Here is a 17,709-nt window from a genome sequence, read left to right on the forward strand (position 1 = left end):
GCTTGACGTCCTTTCCCGGGTGCATCGGGGCGAACCAGGGGGCTGCGCCACCCGGTTGTCCGCCCTTCAGGAGGATTGCGGTACCACTGCGACCGGGCAGGCGGCATGGTGCAGCACGGTGTGCCCCACGCGGCCCAGATGCACACCGGCCTGTCCACCACGCCGGCGAGCACCGATCACGAGCAGATCCGAAGCCGCCGAGCGTGCCAGCAGCACCTTGCGCGCCGGTCCCTCGACCGTGGCACGCCGGACGCGTACCTCCGGGTATGACTGCTCGTGGGGCTTCAGCGCCTCCTCCAGCAGGGCCACCGCCCCCTCCTCGTCGTAGCGAGCCGGGCTTCCGGTGAGGAGCGGATGGCTGGTCTGCTCGTGGGCCGGACGGCGCCAGGCTCGGACCACGTCCAGTACGCAGCCGCGCACACGCGCCTCCTCGAAGGCGAAACGCACCGCGGCCGTGTCCACGTCGGCGCCACCGATGCCGAGGAGTATGCGTTCGTGGGTTCCGGCGAGTCCGGCGGCGTCGCCGCGGACGACGATCACCGGACAGTGCGCACCGGCCGCCACGGCCAGACTCACCGAGCCCAGCAGCAGACCGGCGATCTCTCCCCGGCCCCGCACCCCGGTGACCAACGCGGACGCATGGAGCCCCTCGCGCAACAGCGCTCTCACCGGGTCCTCCAGCAGGACCTCAGTGGTCACTCCGACGTCCTGCGTACGCCGTCGGACGCGCTCCGCAGCGGTCCCGACGATGTTCTCGGCGAGCACGCGCCCGTCCGAGCGGCTGAGTGCGCCCGCGCGCAGGACTCCTTCGTACCGCTCCCACAGCGACGCGTGCACCAGGCGCAACGACAAGCCATGCCGTTGCGCCTCGTCCGCGGCCCAGTCCGTCGCGCGCAAGCTGGGTTCGGAGCCGTCGACACCGACGACCAGGGGTGATTCCATGGTCATTTCCGCCTCTCTCATACCGATCAGGCGGGAAGTGCCACGACATCATGCGGAGGACCGCCCAGCACGACCTTCAGGGCGCCGGTCTCGGCGGCCCGGGAGAACACGTCGTACGCCTCCTCCATCTGTGGGATCTCGAAACGGTGGGTGACCAACTGGGCGGAGGGCAGCCGCCCCGCCGCCATCATGCGGAGCAGAAGCGGCGTCGAGTAGGTGTCGACGAGCCCCGTCGTGATGGTCACGTCCTTGATCCACAGCTCTTCGAGGTGGAGGGCGGCCGGCTTGCCGTGGACTCCGACGTTGGCGACACGCCCCCCGGGACGTACCACGCGGGTGCACAGTTCGAAGGCTTCGGGTACGCCGACCGCTTCGATCACGACGTCCGCGCCGAGCCCTTCGGTGAGGTCCTTGATCAGCTCTTCCGGTCGCTCGTCCGCTCCGACGGTGGCGTCGGCACCGATGGCGCGTGCGGCTGCCAGCCGGGGCTCGGCGAGATCGACGGCAATGATCTTGCCTGGTGTGTAGAGCTGCGCCGCGGCGATGGCTGCCAGACCGATCGGCCCCGCACCCACCACCACGACCGTGTCTCCGGGCCCCACCCGTCCGTTGAGCACGCCGACCTCGTACCCGGTGGGGAGGATGTCAGCCAGCAGGACGGCGGCGGCGCTGTCGACCGAGTTGGGCAATGGGTGCACCGAGAAGTCCGCGAAGGGCACACGGACGAATTCTGCCTGCGTCCCGTCGATGAGGTGGCCCAGAACCCAGCCGCCACCTCCACGACACTGCCCGTAGCGGTTCTCGCGGCAGAACCGGCAGCGACCGCACGCCGAGATGCAGGAGACGAGGACCCGGTCACCCGGGCGCACCGTGCGCACCTCACTGCCGGTCTCCACGATCTCGCCCACGGCCTCGTGGCCCAGCACGGTACCCGGCGCCACTTCCGGCACATCGCCCTTGATGATGTGCAGATCGGTTCCGCAGATGGTCGTGGTGTCGACGCGCACGACGGCGTCGGCGGCGTCTTTGACACCCGGCTCCGGAACAGTCTGCCAGGAGGTCTTCCCCGGGCCTTGGAATACAAGAGCCTTCATGATGGCGTCCCTTCTCCCGCAAATCTGCCTCACCCCCAGCATGGCGCGGAGAGAGAGTGGACGCTTGGGCCGGTCGGTACCCCCGTAGGACCTGACGGCCCGACCCCTCGCCGCTCCGCGCGGGCTCTTCCAGGTCCTCCGGCCCCGGACGCAGATCCCGCTCACGTTCCGCGCACGCCCGGCACGGCTTCGCAGCCCGCCGCACCGAACGCTGCGGGACGTACACACACCGTTGTCAACGACGGCGATGACGACACCTTTGCCGGCTGCCGGTGCCGCACCCGCCGCGTGCGCGTGCCGGGCGACCGCACCGACCGCCGGCGCGCGGCTTCCGATTGCCGCCTTCGGCTGCCGCCCGGACACCGGGGTGCGTCCGAGTCTTCGTTCCTCCCCCACCGCGACCTGCGCGAGTCCCCCGGCCGGGCAGCGCAGTCGGGGCCACTGGGGCCCGGTGAGGGCCGATCGGCCCCAGCGCCGGCCGCGACGCCCGTGCGAGGCTCAGATCTCCACGTCAGCACAGCCGCTGTGAGCTGCACTCGCAGCGGCGGCACCGGGAGGCAGCATGTCCGGCACCATCACCGTAGGACTCGACGGAACCGACCACGCTCTGGCCGCAGTGGACTGGGCGGCCGACGAGGCGAAGCGTCGAGGCTCGGACCTCCGGCTGGTTCATGCCTGGGTCTGGCGACCCACTGACACGGTCTACGTCGGTGACCGTGCGGCGGAGGAACGCTGGGTACGCAACGTACTCGACGAAGCTCAAGCCCGTGTGGCCAGGAAGCACCCCACCCTGGACGTCACCACCGAGCTGCTCGTCGACGACCCGGTGCCCACACTCCTCACCGAAGCCGCACGCTCCGAGATGCTGGTACTGGGATCCCGTGGCTACGGCACCCTGACCGGATATCTGATCGGTTCCGTCTCGCTGCACGTGCTACGTCAGGCGACCGGGCCGGTCGTCATGGTCAGGGAGCCGAATCCCACCACACCGAAGCAGACTCCGGAGGTGGTGGTCGGCGTGGAACCCGGGCAGGTCGGCGACTCCGTCCTGGAGTTCGCCTTCACCGCCGCAGCCGAACGCGGAGCGACCCTGCGCGCCGTACACGCCTCGAGCATTCCGACGGTCCTCGCCTGGAGCCCCGGCTCGATGTACCTGGCGGAGGCGAACGGTCTGGAACAGATCAACAGGGAGGTTCTGGCCGACCTCCTCAAGCCCTGGCGTGAGAAGTACCCACAGCTGAAGGTCATCGAGCACTTCGAGATCGGCTCCGCCTCCGACGTCCTGCTGAACAACAGCGGCCAGGCGAACCTCCTCGTCGTCGGACGTCGCAACCACCAGTCGGGCCCGCGGCGAATCGGCCCGGTCACACACGCCGTCCTTCACCACGCCACGGCCCCGGTGGCGGTCGTGCCGCACGACTGACGCTCAGACGAGCCGCTGCCGTCACCTCGCGCGGTTCCCCGGCACTGTCGCCCGACACCGACGACTGCTCGTCGGTGTCGGGCGACAGTGCCGAGCCTTCTCCAGGCAATAGTGCGGCGCCAGTACGTACCTGGGGCGTTCAGTCGTGGGCGACGACGGCCACGGGTGCGGTGGAGTGGTGCAGCAGGGCGAGCGCGATGGCACCGATGTGCCCACCGAAGAGGTTGCCGCGCACACGTCGGCCTACGACGACGAGGGAGGAGTCACGGGAAGCGTCGATGAGGAGGCCGGCGGCACTCCCAGGGCGGGACACCTCGACGACGTCGACGTCCGGGTACTTCTTCCGCCAGGTCGCCAAGGCACTCGTGAGTACGCCGGCCCTCTGGCGGGCGAACTCCTCGTGGGGCTCGAAACCCGATCCCATGGTGTAGACGGAATAGGGCGACGAATTCCAACCTTGGACGACAACCAGCTCGGTGTCGCGGTACCGTGCCTCCTCGAAGGCGAAGGTGATCACGGTGTCGTCGGCGGTGTCGGCGGCCAGACCGAGGACGACCGGCCGGAACGCGGTGGCGGCGGACGGGACGCCGACGGGATCCATCAGGTGTTCGTCGGCTGACTGCTCACCGGCTCGCACAAAGATCACGGGCGTCTCTGCCCGGGCGGCGACAGCCTGTCCGACGGACCCGACCAGGAAGCCGGTGAGCCCGCGCAACGCCTGGGAGCCGAGAACGAGCAGTTCCGCCTCACGGGAGGCTTCCACGAGCATGTCGACCGGCGCACCGACGCGTTGTGTGATGCTCACGTCGACACCGGGGTGGCGCAATCTCAAGCCCTCGGCGAACTCACGGGGCATCCTCTCGGTCCAGTGCCGCAGTGTCTCGGCGCCGACGACAGGTGCCTGGGCCATCGCCTCCGGTACCGGCTGACACGCGTGGACCAGACTGACCTGCAGGTCGCGCAGCTTCGCCTCGCGAGCCGCCCACTCGGCCGCGGCCAGGCTCTCCGCGGAGCCGTCGAGTCCTACGGTGATCGTGCGGGCCATGATTCCTCCTGTGTCGGGTTGTCCGGCTTCAGACTCTCGTCCAGCGGGCCAGGCGCCAAGGGCCGCTGGTCCCGCAGACAGTGGCTGACCGGCATCTGACCGCTCACCTGTGCGTTTGAGCCGTTGCGAGCCGGTCTTCCCGCTCAGTACAGCTGCCCGTTACCGCGGATGAGCAGGGCTACGGGCCAGATGCCAGCGGGCCACAGCGCCTCCGGTCACTTCTTGAGCCTCGCGAATCGGCGACACGGGGACGTGGACGGCCAGACGCCCATCGGCCGGGACGCGGTCGCCGGCTTCCAGGAGGACGACATCACCGGGCACCGGTGCGCCGGCCGGGATCACCCTCAGCAGACCGTCGTGGCGCACGCGCGCGGTGGGAACGAGCATCTGGCGCGAAGCCTCCAGACTGCGCTCGGCGCGGCGTTCCCGCAAGAAGCCGATGTTCGCGTCGATGAGCAGGACGGCCGCGATCACGAGGGCGTCCTTGATCTCACTGATGGCGCCGGCCACAACGGCGGCGGCAGCGGCAGCGGCAGGAGGCCGGTCAGCCAGCTGCGAAACCGGTCCAGCAGCCGGCGCCACCGCGATCGAAGGGCAGGTTCGGCCCGCTCGTTGACTTCCCAGGCAGTACATCGCTCAGCGTCCGCTGAGGCGCTGTCACTCCTTGCCGCGGACGACGGTCACGGGGCAGTGGGCGTGGTGCAGCAGGGCCTGGCTGACCGAGCCGAGCAGGAGGCCGGCGAAGCCGCCGTGTCCCCGGGCTCCTGTCACCAGCAGTTGCGCCCCCCGGCTCGCGTCGATCAGGGCTGGACGGATGCGGGAACGCACCAGGCGCCGCTCCACTTCGACCTGGGGAAAGACCTTCTGCCAGGCGGTGACCGTCTCGTCCAGCAGGTGCTGCTCGGCCTCACGGAGCTTGTCGATGTCCGCGACCATCGCGTTCACGGGGTCACCAGGGCCTTCGTAGGCACGCTCGCTCCACACGTTCCACACGTGCAGGGCCACCAGCGGAGCCCCGCGCAGGGCCGCCTCGTTGAACGCGAACTCCACCGCCGCCTCACCGGCATCGGAGCCGTCCACCGCCAGCACCACCGCGCCCGCCGGGTCGGCGCGGCCGCGCACCACCATCAGCGGGCAGCGGCCGTGCGCGGCCAGATGCACTGCCGTCGAGCCCAGCAGCAGCCCGGAGAAGCCGCTCAGGCCCCGGCTGCCGACCACGGCGAGCGTTGCCGATCTCGACTCGATCTCCAGTACCTCAAGTGCCTCACCGGCCACCACCGACCGAGTGATGTCCATGCCCGGCGCGACCCTGTGCGCCCGTTCCTCTGCGCGAGCCAGCACCCCCTGGGTCATCGGCTCCAGACCATGGTCGGCCGGGTTCCACGGGGACCCGCCGACCGGCTGCAGCCCGGGCGCGTGACCGAACGCGTGCACGATCCGCAGAGGCGCATCACGCATGTGCGCCTCACGGGCCGCGACATCGACCGCCTCAAAGCTGGATGCGGAACCGTCCACCCCTACGATCACCGGATCAGTCACTGGGTTCTCCCGTCATGGAACGCCGCCGTCATGCGACGGCTTCGGCTCCCAGCATCGGTGCCGGCCACCCACTGCGCCTAGGGGCCATCAGTCCGTCCAGAGGGCCACCCGGCCCTGCCGCGTACCCCGGGTGGCCGGAAACGCCGGCCTATCGCCCGGTTCCGGCGCCGCGACGGGCGCGCGGGGGCTCCTCGGCATCGGACCGGCCACATGATCGTGCAGACAGCCCGCCGGGGCGGTCAGGCGGTGGCGTCGGCCAGCCACAGGTCGGGGCCGAAGACCTCGTAGCGGATGTTGCGGGCGGGAATCCCACCGCGCAGCAGCTGCTTCTTGACCTCGCGCATGAACGGGAGCGGGCCGCACATGTAGACGCTCGCGTCGGCGGGCAGTTCCAGTTCACCGAGGTTCATCAGACCCGTCCGGGAGCCCGGCTCTTCCACCGCGTCGTCCTCGTACCAGAACGTGGCACGGGCCTTCGGCAGTGAGGCGACCAGCCGGTGGGTGTCGGCACGTAGAGCGTGACCGGCGGGTGAGCGGTCGGCATGAAGGACCGTGACGGGCCGGGCGGATGCGACGGCCGCGAGGTGCTCCAGCATGGAGACCATCGGGGTGCAGCCGATGCCGGCGGAGACCAGCACCAGCGGCGCGTCCGTCTCGTCCAGCACCACATCGCCGAACGGGGCGGAAAGGGTGAGTTCGTCACCGGCTTCGAGGGTGCGGTACAGCAGGTTCGACACTTCGCCGGCCGGAGCGCCGTCAGCGCTCAGACGCTTGACAGTGATCCTGCGCACCTGGTCGTCGGGGGCCGAGGAGAGGCTGTACTGGCGCAGCTGGTGCACACCGTCGGGCATCCGCACGCGCGCGCTGACATACTGACCGGCCCGTGCGCGAGGTGCGGGTGCGCCGTCGGAGGGCCGCAGCAGGAACGAGACGGTGTCGGGGGTCTCCACCCGACGTTCGAGAACGGTCCACTGCCGCCAGGGCCGGCCGGGCTCCACCTGGGCTTCGAAGGAGAGGCGCGACTCTTGGGCGATGAGAGCGCCGGCCATCAGCCAGTAGACCTCGTCCCACGCGGCCGCGACATCGGGGGTGACCGCATCTCCGAGCACGTCGGCGATGGCAGCGAACAGGTACTTGTGCACGATCGTGTACTGGTCGTCTGTGACGCCGACGGCCACGTGCTTGTGCGCGATACGGGCGAGCAGGGCGTCCGGGCGAGTGCCGGGGTCGGCGAGCAGCGCACCGGCGAAGGCCGCGATGGACCCGGCCAACGCCCGACGCTGTGCCCCGCTCGCCTGATTGCCCCGGTTGAACATGCCGTCCAGCAATTCGGGATGTTCGGCGAACATCGTGGCGTAGAAGCGGGTGGTGATCTCGTCCAGTGCCCCGCCGACGGCGGGCAGGGTTGCCCGGATCAGTGAGGCCGACTCGGCAGACAGCATGACACTCCTGGTGAAGAAGGGGGTTGAAGAAGGGGGGGAGTTGAGCCTGCGAAGTCGCAGGCTCAACTGGTTTGGCAGTCTTGAGGCCTCCGGATCCCGCTCCACCGCTACACACGGGACGATGGTCCCGGCGATCAGGGCCACCCGGCCGGGTGGGGTGGGCGGTGGCCGGGACCAATGGCCCGTACGCGATCCGCGACGCGCGCCCCTGCCCGGTCCCGAGCCGTGCGGGGCGCCGGGGCGGGCGATCCTGGGTGTGATCCCACGTGCGCGGCCGTGGGCTCCACCATTCCGGTGCGCCGACGGGGCGGTACGGGACGGGCTCAGGACATCCGGTCGGACCGGGAGGCTTCGCCGTACATGCTCGTGGCGGCGACCAGGGCGAGCATCCCCACACCCATCATGATGAGCCCGACCAGTGGGCGGTCGGCGCCGTCCCACTGCCAGTCCACGGCGAACACCAGAATCGCGCCGAAGCCGATCGATGTGATGGCTCCGATGGCCAGCAGTCCAGGCATGAGGCCCACCTCCTTGAGCGGCTGATGGGCACCCTGCCCCAGCCGAACTTCACTGTTGCGGATCAACTGGGCTTTCCACAGGGCCTGTTGGCCCACCTGCAGCGCCATGGGGCCTCAGTGCAGGGCCGCGCCGATGACCAGGAAGCCGGCCACCACCACGAGCAGTGCGCCCATCAGCGGTGCCATGAAGCGCAGGTACTGGTCGTATCTGACCTTGGCGAGCGCGAGGCCCCCCATGACAACGGCCGAGGTGGGAGTGATGAGGTTCACCCATCCTGAGGCGGACTGGTACGCGGTCACCACCAGGGCGCGGCCCACTCCGGCGAAATCGGCCAGCGGGGCGAGGATCGGCATGGCGAGGGCGGCGTGGCCCGAAGAGGACGGGACGAAGAAGGCCAGGGGAAGGTTGACCGCGAACATCAGGACGGCGAACACACCCGAGGACGTGCCGCCCACTGCGCTCTGCAGGGCGTCGAGGATCGTGTCGGTGACACTGGCGTTGTTCATGAGGACCGTGACTCCGCGCGCCAGCATGACGATCATCGCCGCTCCGATGAAGTCTCCGGCCCCCGCGGTGATGGCATCCGCTGTCCCCTTCTCCCCAAGAGCTCCGATCAACCCGACGAGGATCGCGGCGACGATGAAGAGGGCGGCGAGTTCGGGGAAGTACCACCCGAGTGTGGGCAGAAAGGTCACGTGTATGTCGGACCAGGGGACCACGGCGAATATCATGAAGAGGAAGGTGGCCGCGAAGAGGCACAGAACGGTGCGCTGACGGCTCGTGAGCCGCACCGCGTCGCTGCCCTCCTCCTTGATGCGACGGTCGTCCTCGGTGAGCGGCGTCAGCGAGCGTGCAGGGTCCTGGGTGATGCGGCGGGCGTAGCGCGCGACGTACGCGGCTGCCAAGGCCGTCAGGCAGACCCACATCGCCATGCGCAGGAGGATGCCGTCTCCCGTGCCGATGCCGGCGCTGTCGGACGCCACGCCGGTGGCGAAGGGGTTCACGGTCGAGGCAAGGGTTCCCACTCCGGCACCCACCATGATCACGGTCGCGGCGACCATGCGGTCGTACCCGAGGCCCAGCATCAGAGGAATCATCAGCCCGTAGAAACCGAGGGTTTCCTCGGCCATTCCGTAGGTGGTACCGCCGAGCGAGAAGACCGTCATGAGAACGACGAGGAGCAGGGTCCTGTGGTTGCGCAGTCGCTGCGCAAGGCGTGCCACTCCCGCGGTGAGCGCGCCGGTCCGCATGGTGACGGTGATGAACGCCCCCACGGCCAGGATGAAGAGGAAGACCCCGGCGGCCCCCGCGAAGGAGCCGGTCCCGCCGGGCGTGGTGATGCCGGTCCCTGCGTCGGTGACGCCGTACAGCCCGTTGACCGGGGAGAGGAAGAGATCCTTGAGCCGGTCCCAGAAGCCGGTGGCCAGTTGTACGGGATGGTAGGTGCCCGGGACGGGACTGCCGTCCTTCACGTCGTAGCGGCCGGCGGGGATGAGGAAGGTCAGGGCCCAGACCGCCACGGTGAGCGCGATCAGAACGGCGAAGGCCGAGGGGAAGCGGAACTGCCGCCGCCCCTTCGACGTGTCGGGGCCGTTCTCCGCCCCGGCCGGCTGCGGTGCTGTGGTTGCGCTGTCGAGTGTCATGTCAGGTCCTGTGGTCCGTCGCGGTAGCGACCGCTGGGTGTGACGACGGTGCCGGTGGCGCCGTCGAGGATGGCTTGGGCGTCTCCGAGGGAGCCGATCGCCGCCATTTGGCCGGTGAGTTCGACGAAGCGGCACACGGCGTCGACCTTGGGGCCCATGGAGCCGGCAGGGAACTCCTGGGCCCTCAGGGCTGCGGGCGTGGTCCGGCCGACGGGTTCGGCGTCGGGCGTGCCGTAGCGGAGGGAGACGTGGGAAACGTCCGTGAGCAGCAGCAGCGCGTCGGCGTCGAGCGCCTCGGCCAAGAGGGCGGCGGTGAGGTCCTTGTCCACCACGGCCTCGACACCTGACAACTGCCCTTGTTCGTCACGGATCACCGGTACGCCTCCGCCCCCGGCGCATACGGCCACCGCCCCGGAGTTCAGCAGCAGTCGGATCAGCCGTGTCTCCACCACGCGTTGGGGGCGGGGGGAGGGCACGACACGTCGCCAGTGTGCGCCGTCCTGCTTGACCGTCCAGCCGCGTGCGGCGGCCATGCGTTCGGCTTCGGCCCGGTCGTAGACGGGGCCCACGAATTTGGCCGGATCGGCAAAGGCGGGATCGGCCGCGGAGACGAGTGTCTGGTTCAGCAGAGCGCAGACCTGGCGCCCCGGCAGGGCATTCTGCAGTGACTGGAGCAGCCAGTATCCGATCATGCCCTGGGTCTCCGCGCCGAGGACGTCGAAGGGATAGGGACTGCTCAGCGAGTGGTCGGCAGCGCTTTGCAGGGCGAGCACGCCGACCTGGGGCCCGTTGCCATGAGTGATGACGAGTTCATGCCGGTGCGCAAGGGGTGCGAGGGCGGTCACGGCCGCGCGGATGTTGGCGAGCTGCACGGCGGCGTCGGGCCGTTCCTCGCGGCGGAGGAGGGCGTTGCCGCCCAGTGCGACTACTACACGCATGGGGAGTTCTCCGATGGTGGCGGGCGGCGGGGTTCAGTCGCCGAGGGTGGCGACGAGAACGGCCTTGATGGTGTGGAGCCTGTTCTCGGCCTGGTCGAACACGATGGAGTGCGAGGACTCGAAGACCTCGTCGGTGACCTCCAGCGCGGTCATGCCGGTCCGGGCGGCGATCTTGGCGCCGACGGTGGTGTCGCTGCTGTGGAAGGCCGGAAGGCAGTGCATGAACTTGACCGCCGGGTTGCCTGTCGCCTCCAGGGTCTGCACGGTCACCTGGTACGGCTTGAGCAGGGCGATACGCTCGTCCCACAGCTCCGGCGGCTCTCCCATCGACAGCCACACGTCGGTGTAGAGGAAGTCGACACCGGCCACGCCCTGCGCCACGTCCTCGGTCAGGGTGATCCGCGCGCCACTGACGGCCGCCGCCCGGCGCGCCTCCTCGACGACGTCGGGTGCGTTTCGCAGGGCGCGGGGACCGACCATTCGTACGTCCATGCCGAGCATCGCCGCAGTGATGAGCAGCGAATTGCCGACGTTGTTCCTCGCGTCCCCGAGGTAGGCGAAGGACACCTGGTCCAAGGGCTTGTCGGTGTGCTCCCACATGGTGAGGACATCGGCGAGCGACTGGGTGGGGTGCCACTGATCCGTCAGACCGTTCCACACCGGAACACCCGCATGCCGGGCCAGCTCCTCCACGAAGCGCTGGTCACTGCCCCGGTATTCGATCCCGTCGTAGTAGCGGCCGAGGACACGGGCGGTGTCCTTGACCGACTCCTTGTGCCCGAGCTGCGAACCGGCGGGGTCGAGGTAGGTCACGTGCGCGCCTTGCTGGTGAGCGGCGACTTCGAAGGCGCACCGGGTCCTGGTCGAAGTCTTCTCGAAGATGACGGCGATGTTCTTGCCGCGCAGGCGCTGCTCCTCACTCCCCTCGCGGCGGGCAGTCTTGATGGAGGCGGAGAGTTCCAGCAGGTGCCTGAACTCCGCCGGTGTGAAGTCCAGTTCCTTGAGGTACGGGCGCCGGCGCAGGTCGATTTTCATGGTCTGGCTCCTCGGTGCGTACGGGGTGGTTGCGGACGGGTGACCTGGCGCGGTGTGTGCTCAGGCCGCCTCGCGCTCGATGGGGCAGGTCATGCACCGCGGGCCTCCCCGGCCGCGGCCGAGCTCGCTGCCGCGTACCGTGATGACCTCGATCCCGCTCTTGCGCAGGTAGGTGTTGGTGGTCACGTTGCGCTCGTAGGCGACGACCACGCCGGGTTCCACGGCCAGAACGTTGCAGCCGTCGTCCCACTGCTCCCGCTCGGCGGACCTGACGTCCTGGCTGGGGGTGAGGACGTTGATGGAGGGCAGACCAAGGGCGTCGGCGATGGCATGGTCCATCTGGTCGGGCGCGTGATCGGTGACCTTCAGCCCCTGCCCTCCGGTGCCGGGTTCGATCGTGCAGGAGGGCAGCATGCCGAGTCCGGCGTAACGGGTGAAGGTGTCGCCGCTGACCATGGTCATGACGGTGTCGAGGTGCATGAAGCTGCGGCTCTTCGGCAGGGTCACGGCCACGACCCGCTGGGCGGAACCCGCGGCGAACATGCGCAGGGCGAGATTCTCCACGGCCTGGGGCGTGGTGCGCTCGCTCATGCCGACGAGCACCGCACCGTTGCCGATGACCAGGACGTCGCCGCCCTCGATCGTGGCGGGGTACGCCTGCTGCCCATCCGACCACCGGTGGAACTCCCCCTTTTCGAAAAGGGGGTGGTGACCGTAGACGGCCTCGAAGTGGACCGTTTCACGGCGTCGCGCACGCTTCTTCATCGGGTTGACGCTCACACCGTCGTACGCCCAGCATGACGTGTCACGGGTGAACAGATGGTTGGGCAGGGGTGCGAGAAGGAAGTCGTCGGGCGCCATGGCATGCAGGCGCACACTCGGCACCGTGCCCACGCGGTCGAGCAGTTCGCCCTTCGTGACGCCGCCGATCAGGCTGGTGGTCAGCGCGGCAGGTTCCAGGGAGTCGAAGTACGCGCGAAGCCGATCGGTACCGAGAACTCCGAACTCCCGCTCGTCGAAGACCCGGTCCAGAACGAGCTGACGGGCGTCGAGGGAGTGGAGCGTCTCGGCGAGCAGGTCCGCGAGGAGGTGCACACGGACTCCGCGGTCACGCAGGGCATCAGCGAAGGCGTCGTGCTCCTCGCGAGCGCGCTTGACCCACAGCACGTCGTCGAAGAGGAGCGCGTCCTTGTTGGTGGGGGTGAGGCGTTTCAGTTCGAGGTCCGGCCTGTGCAGGATGACCTGCTTCAGCCGGCCTGTCTCGGAGTCGACGTGAAAAGGCATGGAGTTCCCCGGAGATCAGAAGGAAGGTGGGCGCAGAAGGGCGCGGCACAGGGACGTTCGGCCGCCCGGGATTCCACTGAGGGCATCGCGGGGACCCCTGAACCCTGTCACTCGCCTCTGTTCGCTCCTGGTGGCAACGGTCCCTGGCCGGGGGCCGGGCGGCACCTTCGGAGCTGGTCCCGCTCGGTGTGCCGAGCAGGGTCCTTCGGCCCTACCGGATGCCATCGCGGACCGTCGGGGGCGCGGGAACGGACCGTTACGCGAGGGCTCGGGGACGGTACGGGCCGCGCAGGCATCATGTGGGGTGCTCCGCAGGCGAGTGGAATGCGCATTCGCCCCAGGGCACCCTTGATGTGAGGCCGCGGCGACGGACCTGCCGGTTCCGCCGCGGCCCGCCCCAGTCGCGTACGCAGGGTCAGTCGTGCGGAACGACCGCGACGGGTGCCGAGGAGTGGTGGATGACGGCGTGGGTGACGGCTCCGATGTGGGTACCCATCCGCCCGCTGCGATTCCTTCGGCCGACCACCATCAGCCGGGCGTCCCGCGATGCCTGTACGAGGTCCTGCGCCGGACGGCCTTGGTGGCACTCACGGATGACGGGGACTCCGGGGTACTTGTCCATCCACGGCGCCAGCGCTTCCTCGACGGCTCGGCGCGCGTCCTGTGCGACCTGCGCCATCAGCAGCGGCATGGCACCCCCCAAGTCGGGACCGTAGAGAGCCGGTGCGGACCAACTGTGCAGGACGCGCAGGCCGCAGCCGTACCGTTCGGCCTCCGCGAAGCCGAACTCGAGCACCTCGTCAGCCGGTCGGGACACGTCCAGGCCGACGACTACGTCCCCGGCGGGAACGCCCCCGGGCATCGGGAAGTCGTGGGGACGTACGAGGACGACAGTTCTCCTGGTGCGAGCGAGCACGGCCAGCGAGACCGACCCGGCAAGAAACCCCGCCAGCCCGCCCAGTCCCCGGGAGCCCAGGACCAGCAGTCCGGCCTCGTCTCCGGCGGCGCACAGCGCCTCGACCGCGTCGTCGGCGGTCCATTCCGTCTCGATGTCGAGGGCCGGGTGGCGCCGGTGCAGCCGCCTCGCCGCCGTGGCCAGCATCCGCTCGCCCCAGCCACGTGCCGTGGCCGGGTCGACGAGGAGCCGGCGTCTGTCGTCGTCGACACACCATGCCTGAAGCAGGCGCAGCGGCACCGCGCGGCGCAGTGCCTCCTCGGCGGCCCAGTCAACGGCGGCGAGACTTTCCCGAGATCCATCGAGGCCGACCATGACGATGCGGGACATGAAGACTCCTTGGGGAGAGAGACTGGGACGGCACTGCTCACAGTGGCCCGCGGAGGCCGCACGCGCAGGGGGCCACAGGTCCCCTGGCGAGTGACGGTGGTCCCCGTGGGCGCCCAGCCACCAGGTGCGGCCGAACGGCGGTCCACTCAGGGCCGATCGGCCCTCGGTGGGCGGCCCTGTCTCACTGATGCTGAGAGCCACAGGGGGGCCGATGCGGCCATCCCGTCCCCCTACCTATGGAGGCAAAGCCATGATCCCCGAAGTCACTGTCGGAGTGGACGGTTCCGCGGAAGGCCTTGCGGCGGCCGAATGGGCGGCGCGCGAAGCCGTGCGGCGTGGGGTGGCGCTGCGCATCGTGCACGCCTGGCTCTGGCAGCCGCTGGACGTTCCCGTCGCGCAGGACAGGGATGTGCAGGCCAAGTACGCCCACGGCGTGCTGCGGGAGGCCGAGACGCACGTCGCGGGGCTGTGTCCCGACCTCGCCATCACCTCGGAAGTGGTGCAGGACACGGCGGTCGCCGCGCTGCTGAGAGAAGCGGAGGCATCCGAGATGCTGGTGCTCGGATCACGCGGACACGGGGCGTTCCTCGGCTTCCTCCTCGGCTCGTGCGGACAGGAGGTGATCGCCGCCGCGACACGGCCCGTCGTGTCCGTACGCGCCCGTGAGAGGCAGACACGCCAGCTGACCGGGAGCGAAGTGGTCGTGGGCCAGTCGGGCACGCCGTACAGCGACGCGGTACTCGGCTTCGCCTTCGAGGCGGCTGCCCTACGCGGTGCCGCCGTGCGTGCGGTAAGGACCTGGAGCCTGCCGCCGATCTACGCCTACGGCCCCGGCTCCCTGCGTCTCGCGGACGAGGCGGGAGGATTGGAGCCGTTCGAGCAGAAGGCACTGGCGGAAGCGCTGGCGCCCTGGCGCGAACGGTTTCCCGACGTCCAGGTGATCGAGCAGGTCGAGATGGGTAGTGCGGGGCAGGTGCTGTTGTCCAGCCTCTCGGACGCCCAGTTGCTCGTGGTCGGCCGCAGGGAACGGCGTGGCCGTGTGGGAACACGCATCGGGTCGGTCGCCCACGCCGCTCTCCACCACGCCCCCTGCCCCGTAGCCGTCGTCCCGCACAACTGAAGACCCATGGCCCAAACGAGGAAGTGACACGGACGGGCAGGAGAGTTCAATGGGCTCGCGTCCTCGTTCGGCTCCTGCCGGCCCGGTGCTCAGCTCCGCGGTCGGCGTTCGTGCCCCGCCGCGGATGCGCCCTGACCGTCCTGGGCCGCCAGCGCCTGCGTCGCGATGACAGCAGCCTGCACGCGACGCTCCACACCCAGCTTGGCCAGCAACCGGGAAATGTTGTTCTTCACCGTCTTCTCCGCCAGGAAAAGCCGCTTACCGATCTCCCGGTTCGTCAGCCCCTCTCCCACCAGGAGAAGAATCTCCCGCTCCCGGTCCGTCAGGCCCGGCAGACCCTTCTGCGTCGCCTGCTCCTCGGGGGCACCGCCACGCAGCCGGGCCATCACCCGCGCCGTCGCACCCGGATCCAGCATCGACTGTCCGGAAGCGACCGTACGCACGGCATGAACCAGGTCCGTGCCGGTGATCTGCTTCAGAACGTAACCCGCCGCACCGGCCATGATCGCATCGAGCAATGCCTCCTCGTCGTCGAACGACGTCAGCATCAGACACGCCAGATCGGGCATACGGGAACGAAGCTCGCGACAGACACTCACACCGTCCCCGTCCGGCAGACGCACGTCCAGAACCGCGACATCGGGACGCAGAGCCGGAATCCGCACCAACGCCTGCTCGGCCGTGCCGGCCTCCCCCACCACCGTCAGATCAGGCTCGCCGTCCAGCAGGTCATGCACACCGCGACGCACCACCTCATGATCGTCAAGAAGGAAGACCCTGACCGCATCCCTCTTGGTAAGGCCGCTGCCGCTGTCCGTCATCACACACTCCGAATTCTTCGCATCCGCCGCCTCCGACGGACCCCAGTCCACAGTGTCGTTCAACAAGCGCTCCCCTACCAGGGCCATACGGCCCTCCAGCGCAGCGCGTGACAAGGGCCACGCCTGATGCGAGCTCCGGCAGGATCTTCGTCCTGGCCGGAGCCCGCTCCGGTTGTCGGCGAGTGCGTCCGAGCCACGTCGGCCCGCCTCACGAGCAGTGCCGGGCGCGACCTGCCGCTCGGCCGGGCGGCCCCGGCCGGCCGAAGGGCTGCCTGGAGTCACTCGATCGGCAGCGTGCGAGGGCCGCCGTGGAAGGCGGTCCGCATGATCTCCTCCATGTCGTCCAGCATCGGCATGCGGGGATTGGCCGGGGCGCACTGGTCCTCGTAGGCGTTGAGTGCCTGCTGCGGCAGTGCGTTCATGAACGCCACCTCATCGATGCCCACGGCGCGGAAGGAGGGCTCTATGCCCACGGCGTCACGCAGCCGCTCCACGGCGGCGGCGTAGGAGGCGACGCCCTCGGCAGCGGTGGAGGCCGGCAGGCCGAGGGAGCGGGCGATGTCCTGGAATCGCTCAGGCGCCCGGTAACTCTCGTACTTGGGCCAGCCCGTCAACTTGGCGGGAACGGTGCCGTTGTAGCGGATCACGTGCGGCAGGAGAATCGCGTTGGTCCGTCCGTGGGCGATGTGGAAGGTGGCACCCAGGGTGTGGGACATGGCGTGGACGATGCCGAGGAAGGCGTTCCCGAAGGCCATCCCCGCGATGGTTCCCGCGTTGTGCATCTTCTCCCGGGCCCTGGTCCGCTGTGATGCCTCGCCCGTGACCGCCGATTCCAGATTCGCGAAGACCAACTTGACCGCGTGCAGAGCCAGGCCGTCGGTGAAGTCGTTGGCGTAGACCGAGACATACGCCTCGGTGGCGTGAGTGAGGGCGTCGAAGCCGCTGTCGGCAGCGAGTGACGCGGGCAGGTCGGCGGTGAGCGTGGGGTCGACGATCGCGACGCTCGGAGTCAGGGCGTAGTCGGCCAGCGGGTACTTCTTACCGGTAGCCGGGTCGGAGATGACGGCGAAGGGGGTGACCTCGGCGCCGGTGCCCGATGTGGTGGGGACACAGACGAGGCGAGCCCGCTTGCCGAGTACCGGGAAGCGGAAGGCCCGCTTACGGATGTCGGAGAACTTCTGTCGCATGTCGGCGAAGTCGATGTCCGGCTGTTCGAACAGCAGCCACATCACCTTGGCCGCGTCCATGGGTGACCCGCCGCCGAGGGCGATGATGGTGTCCGGCCGGAAGCCGAGCGGCCTGCGACGGGGAGCAACTGGCGTCATCCCCCGCCGGAACGCAGGGGATGACGACGCCATGGAGGTCTCCCCCCGGCTCACTCCGAGAAGAAGCATGTGCACGTCACCCGAATGCACTACGCATCGCCCACCTCCTGACGCCTCCCTCCGATGAGGTCACGGACCAGCGCGCTCACAGCCGCCGCGAAACGGGTGCTCCACATGCGGAAACGCGCGGGCAGGCCTAGCGTGAGGCAGTACAGCCGACAGGCGCCACGGCCCGCTTCGGCTCCGGGGTGTAC

The 17,709-nt window shown here is 69.4% G+C and carries 15 protein-coding genes and 1 pseudogene; 2 read left to right on the plus strand and 14 right to left on the minus strand.

The genetic code is table 11. From position 1 onward, the window contains the following. Positions 1 to 66: 66 nt before the first annotated feature. Positions 67 to 942 (minus strand): universal stress protein, encoded by an 876-nt coding sequence (locus tag F0344_RS00940; RefSeq protein WP_185296949.1) that lies wholly within the window; start codon positions 940 to 942, stop codon positions 67 to 69. A 26-nt stretch (positions 943 to 968) separates the two neighbouring features. Then, positions 969 to 2,036 carry a zinc-dependent alcohol dehydrogenase family protein gene (locus F0344_RS00945; protein WP_185296950.1) on the minus strand — a complete coding sequence of 356 codons (1,068 nt, stop codon included), beginning with the start codon at positions 2,034 to 2,036 and terminating at the stop codon, positions 969 to 971. 562 nt (positions 2,037 to 2,598) lie between these two features. Between F0344_RS00945 and F0344_RS00950 the strand changes: the two genes are divergently transcribed. After that, the gene (locus F0344_RS00950; RefSeq protein WP_185296951.1) at positions 2,599 to 3,459 is read left to right on the plus strand and encodes a universal stress protein; all 861 of its coding nucleotides are present in this window, start codon (positions 2,599 to 2,601) and stop codon (positions 3,457 to 3,459) included. Positions 3,460 to 3,598: 139 nt separating this feature from the next. Here F0344_RS00950 and F0344_RS00955 read toward each other — a convergent pair whose 3' ends face one another. From F0344_RS00955 to F0344_RS01000, 10 genes are all read right to left on the minus strand, one after another. Beyond that, positions 3,599 to 4,504 (minus strand): universal stress protein, encoded by a 906-nt coding sequence (locus tag F0344_RS00955; RefSeq protein WP_185296952.1) that lies wholly within the window; start codon positions 4,502 to 4,504, stop codon positions 3,599 to 3,601. Between the two features lie 159 nt (positions 4,505 to 4,663). Next, positions 4,664 to 5,014 carry a P-type ATPase gene (locus F0344_RS00960; RefSeq protein WP_258049557.1) on the minus strand — a complete coding sequence of 117 codons (351 nt, stop codon included), beginning with the start codon at positions 5,012 to 5,014 and terminating at the stop codon, positions 4,664 to 4,666. 147 nt (positions 5,015 to 5,161) lie between these two features. Then, complete coding sequence (locus F0344_RS00965; protein WP_185296953.1) at positions 5,162 to 6,043, minus strand: universal stress protein; 882 nt, start codon at positions 6,041 to 6,043, stop codon at positions 5,162 to 5,164. A gap of 239 nt (positions 6,044 to 6,282) precedes the next feature. After that, positions 6,283 to 7,485 carry a globin domain-containing protein gene (locus F0344_RS00970; protein ID WP_185296954.1) on the minus strand — a complete coding sequence of 401 codons (1,203 nt, stop codon included), beginning with the start codon at positions 7,483 to 7,485 and terminating at the stop codon, positions 6,283 to 6,285. Positions 7,486 to 7,808: 323 nt separating this feature from the next. Next, entirely contained in the window at positions 7,809 to 8,111 is a 303-nt protein-coding gene (locus tag F0344_RS00975; RefSeq protein ID WP_185296955.1) for a hypothetical protein, read from the minus strand. Between the two features lie 6 nt (positions 8,112 to 8,117). After that, the gene (locus tag F0344_RS00980; protein ID WP_185296956.1) at positions 8,118 to 9,647 is read right to left on the minus strand and encodes a YfcC family protein; all 1,530 of its coding nucleotides are present in this window, start codon (positions 9,645 to 9,647) and stop codon (positions 8,118 to 8,120) included. Then, positions 9,644 to 10,585 (minus strand): carbamate kinase, encoded by a 942-nt coding sequence (gene arcC / locus F0344_RS00985; protein WP_185296957.1) that lies wholly within the window; start codon positions 10,583 to 10,585, stop codon positions 9,644 to 9,646. The genes F0344_RS00980 and arcC overlap by 4 nt, the downstream gene beginning before the upstream one ends. Positions 10,586 to 10,618: 33 nt before the next feature. Further along, on the minus strand, positions 10,619 to 11,620 hold the full coding sequence (gene argF / locus F0344_RS00990; protein ID WP_185296958.1) for an ornithine carbamoyltransferase: 1,002 nt from the start codon (positions 11,618 to 11,620) through the stop codon (positions 10,619 to 10,621). A gap of 60 nt (positions 11,621 to 11,680) precedes the next feature. After that, positions 11,681 to 12,904: an arginine deiminase gene (locus F0344_RS00995; RefSeq protein ID WP_185296959.1), complete on the minus strand. Its 1,224-nt coding sequence runs from the start codon at positions 12,902 to 12,904 to the stop codon at positions 11,681 to 11,683. Positions 12,905 to 13,319: 415 nt separating this feature from the next. Further along, positions 13,320 to 14,189 carry a universal stress protein gene (locus F0344_RS01000; protein ID WP_185296960.1) on the minus strand — a complete coding sequence of 290 codons (870 nt, stop codon included), beginning with the start codon at positions 14,187 to 14,189 and terminating at the stop codon, positions 13,320 to 13,322. 250 nt (positions 14,190 to 14,439) lie between these two features. On the opposite strand from F0344_RS01000, the gene F0344_RS01005 reads away from it, so the two are divergent. After that, positions 14,440 to 15,309 (plus strand): universal stress protein, encoded by an 870-nt coding sequence (locus F0344_RS01005; RefSeq protein ID WP_185296961.1) that lies wholly within the window; start codon positions 14,440 to 14,442, stop codon positions 15,307 to 15,309. Positions 15,310 to 15,398: 89 nt separating this feature from the next. On the opposite strand, the gene F0344_RS01010 is transcribed toward F0344_RS01005, so the two are convergent. Together F0344_RS01010 and F0344_RS01015 are read right to left on the minus strand one after the other, a co-directional pair. After that, positions 15,399 to 16,130 carry a response regulator gene (locus F0344_RS01010; protein WP_185302448.1) on the minus strand — a complete coding sequence of 244 codons (732 nt, stop codon included), beginning with the start codon at positions 16,128 to 16,130 and terminating at the stop codon, positions 15,399 to 15,401. A 278-nt stretch (positions 16,131 to 16,408) separates the two neighbouring features. Continuing rightward, positions 16,409 to 17,419 (minus strand): annotated as a pseudogene (locus F0344_RS01015) (iron-containing alcohol dehydrogenase); the annotation flags it as partial. Positions 17,420 to 17,709 lie beyond the last annotated feature (290 nt).

The sequence above is a fragment of the Streptomyces finlayi genome (assembly GCF_014216315.1).
GTDB classification, from domain to species: Bacteria; Actinomycetota; Actinomycetes; order Streptomycetales; family Streptomycetaceae; genus Streptomyces; species Streptomyces finlayi_A.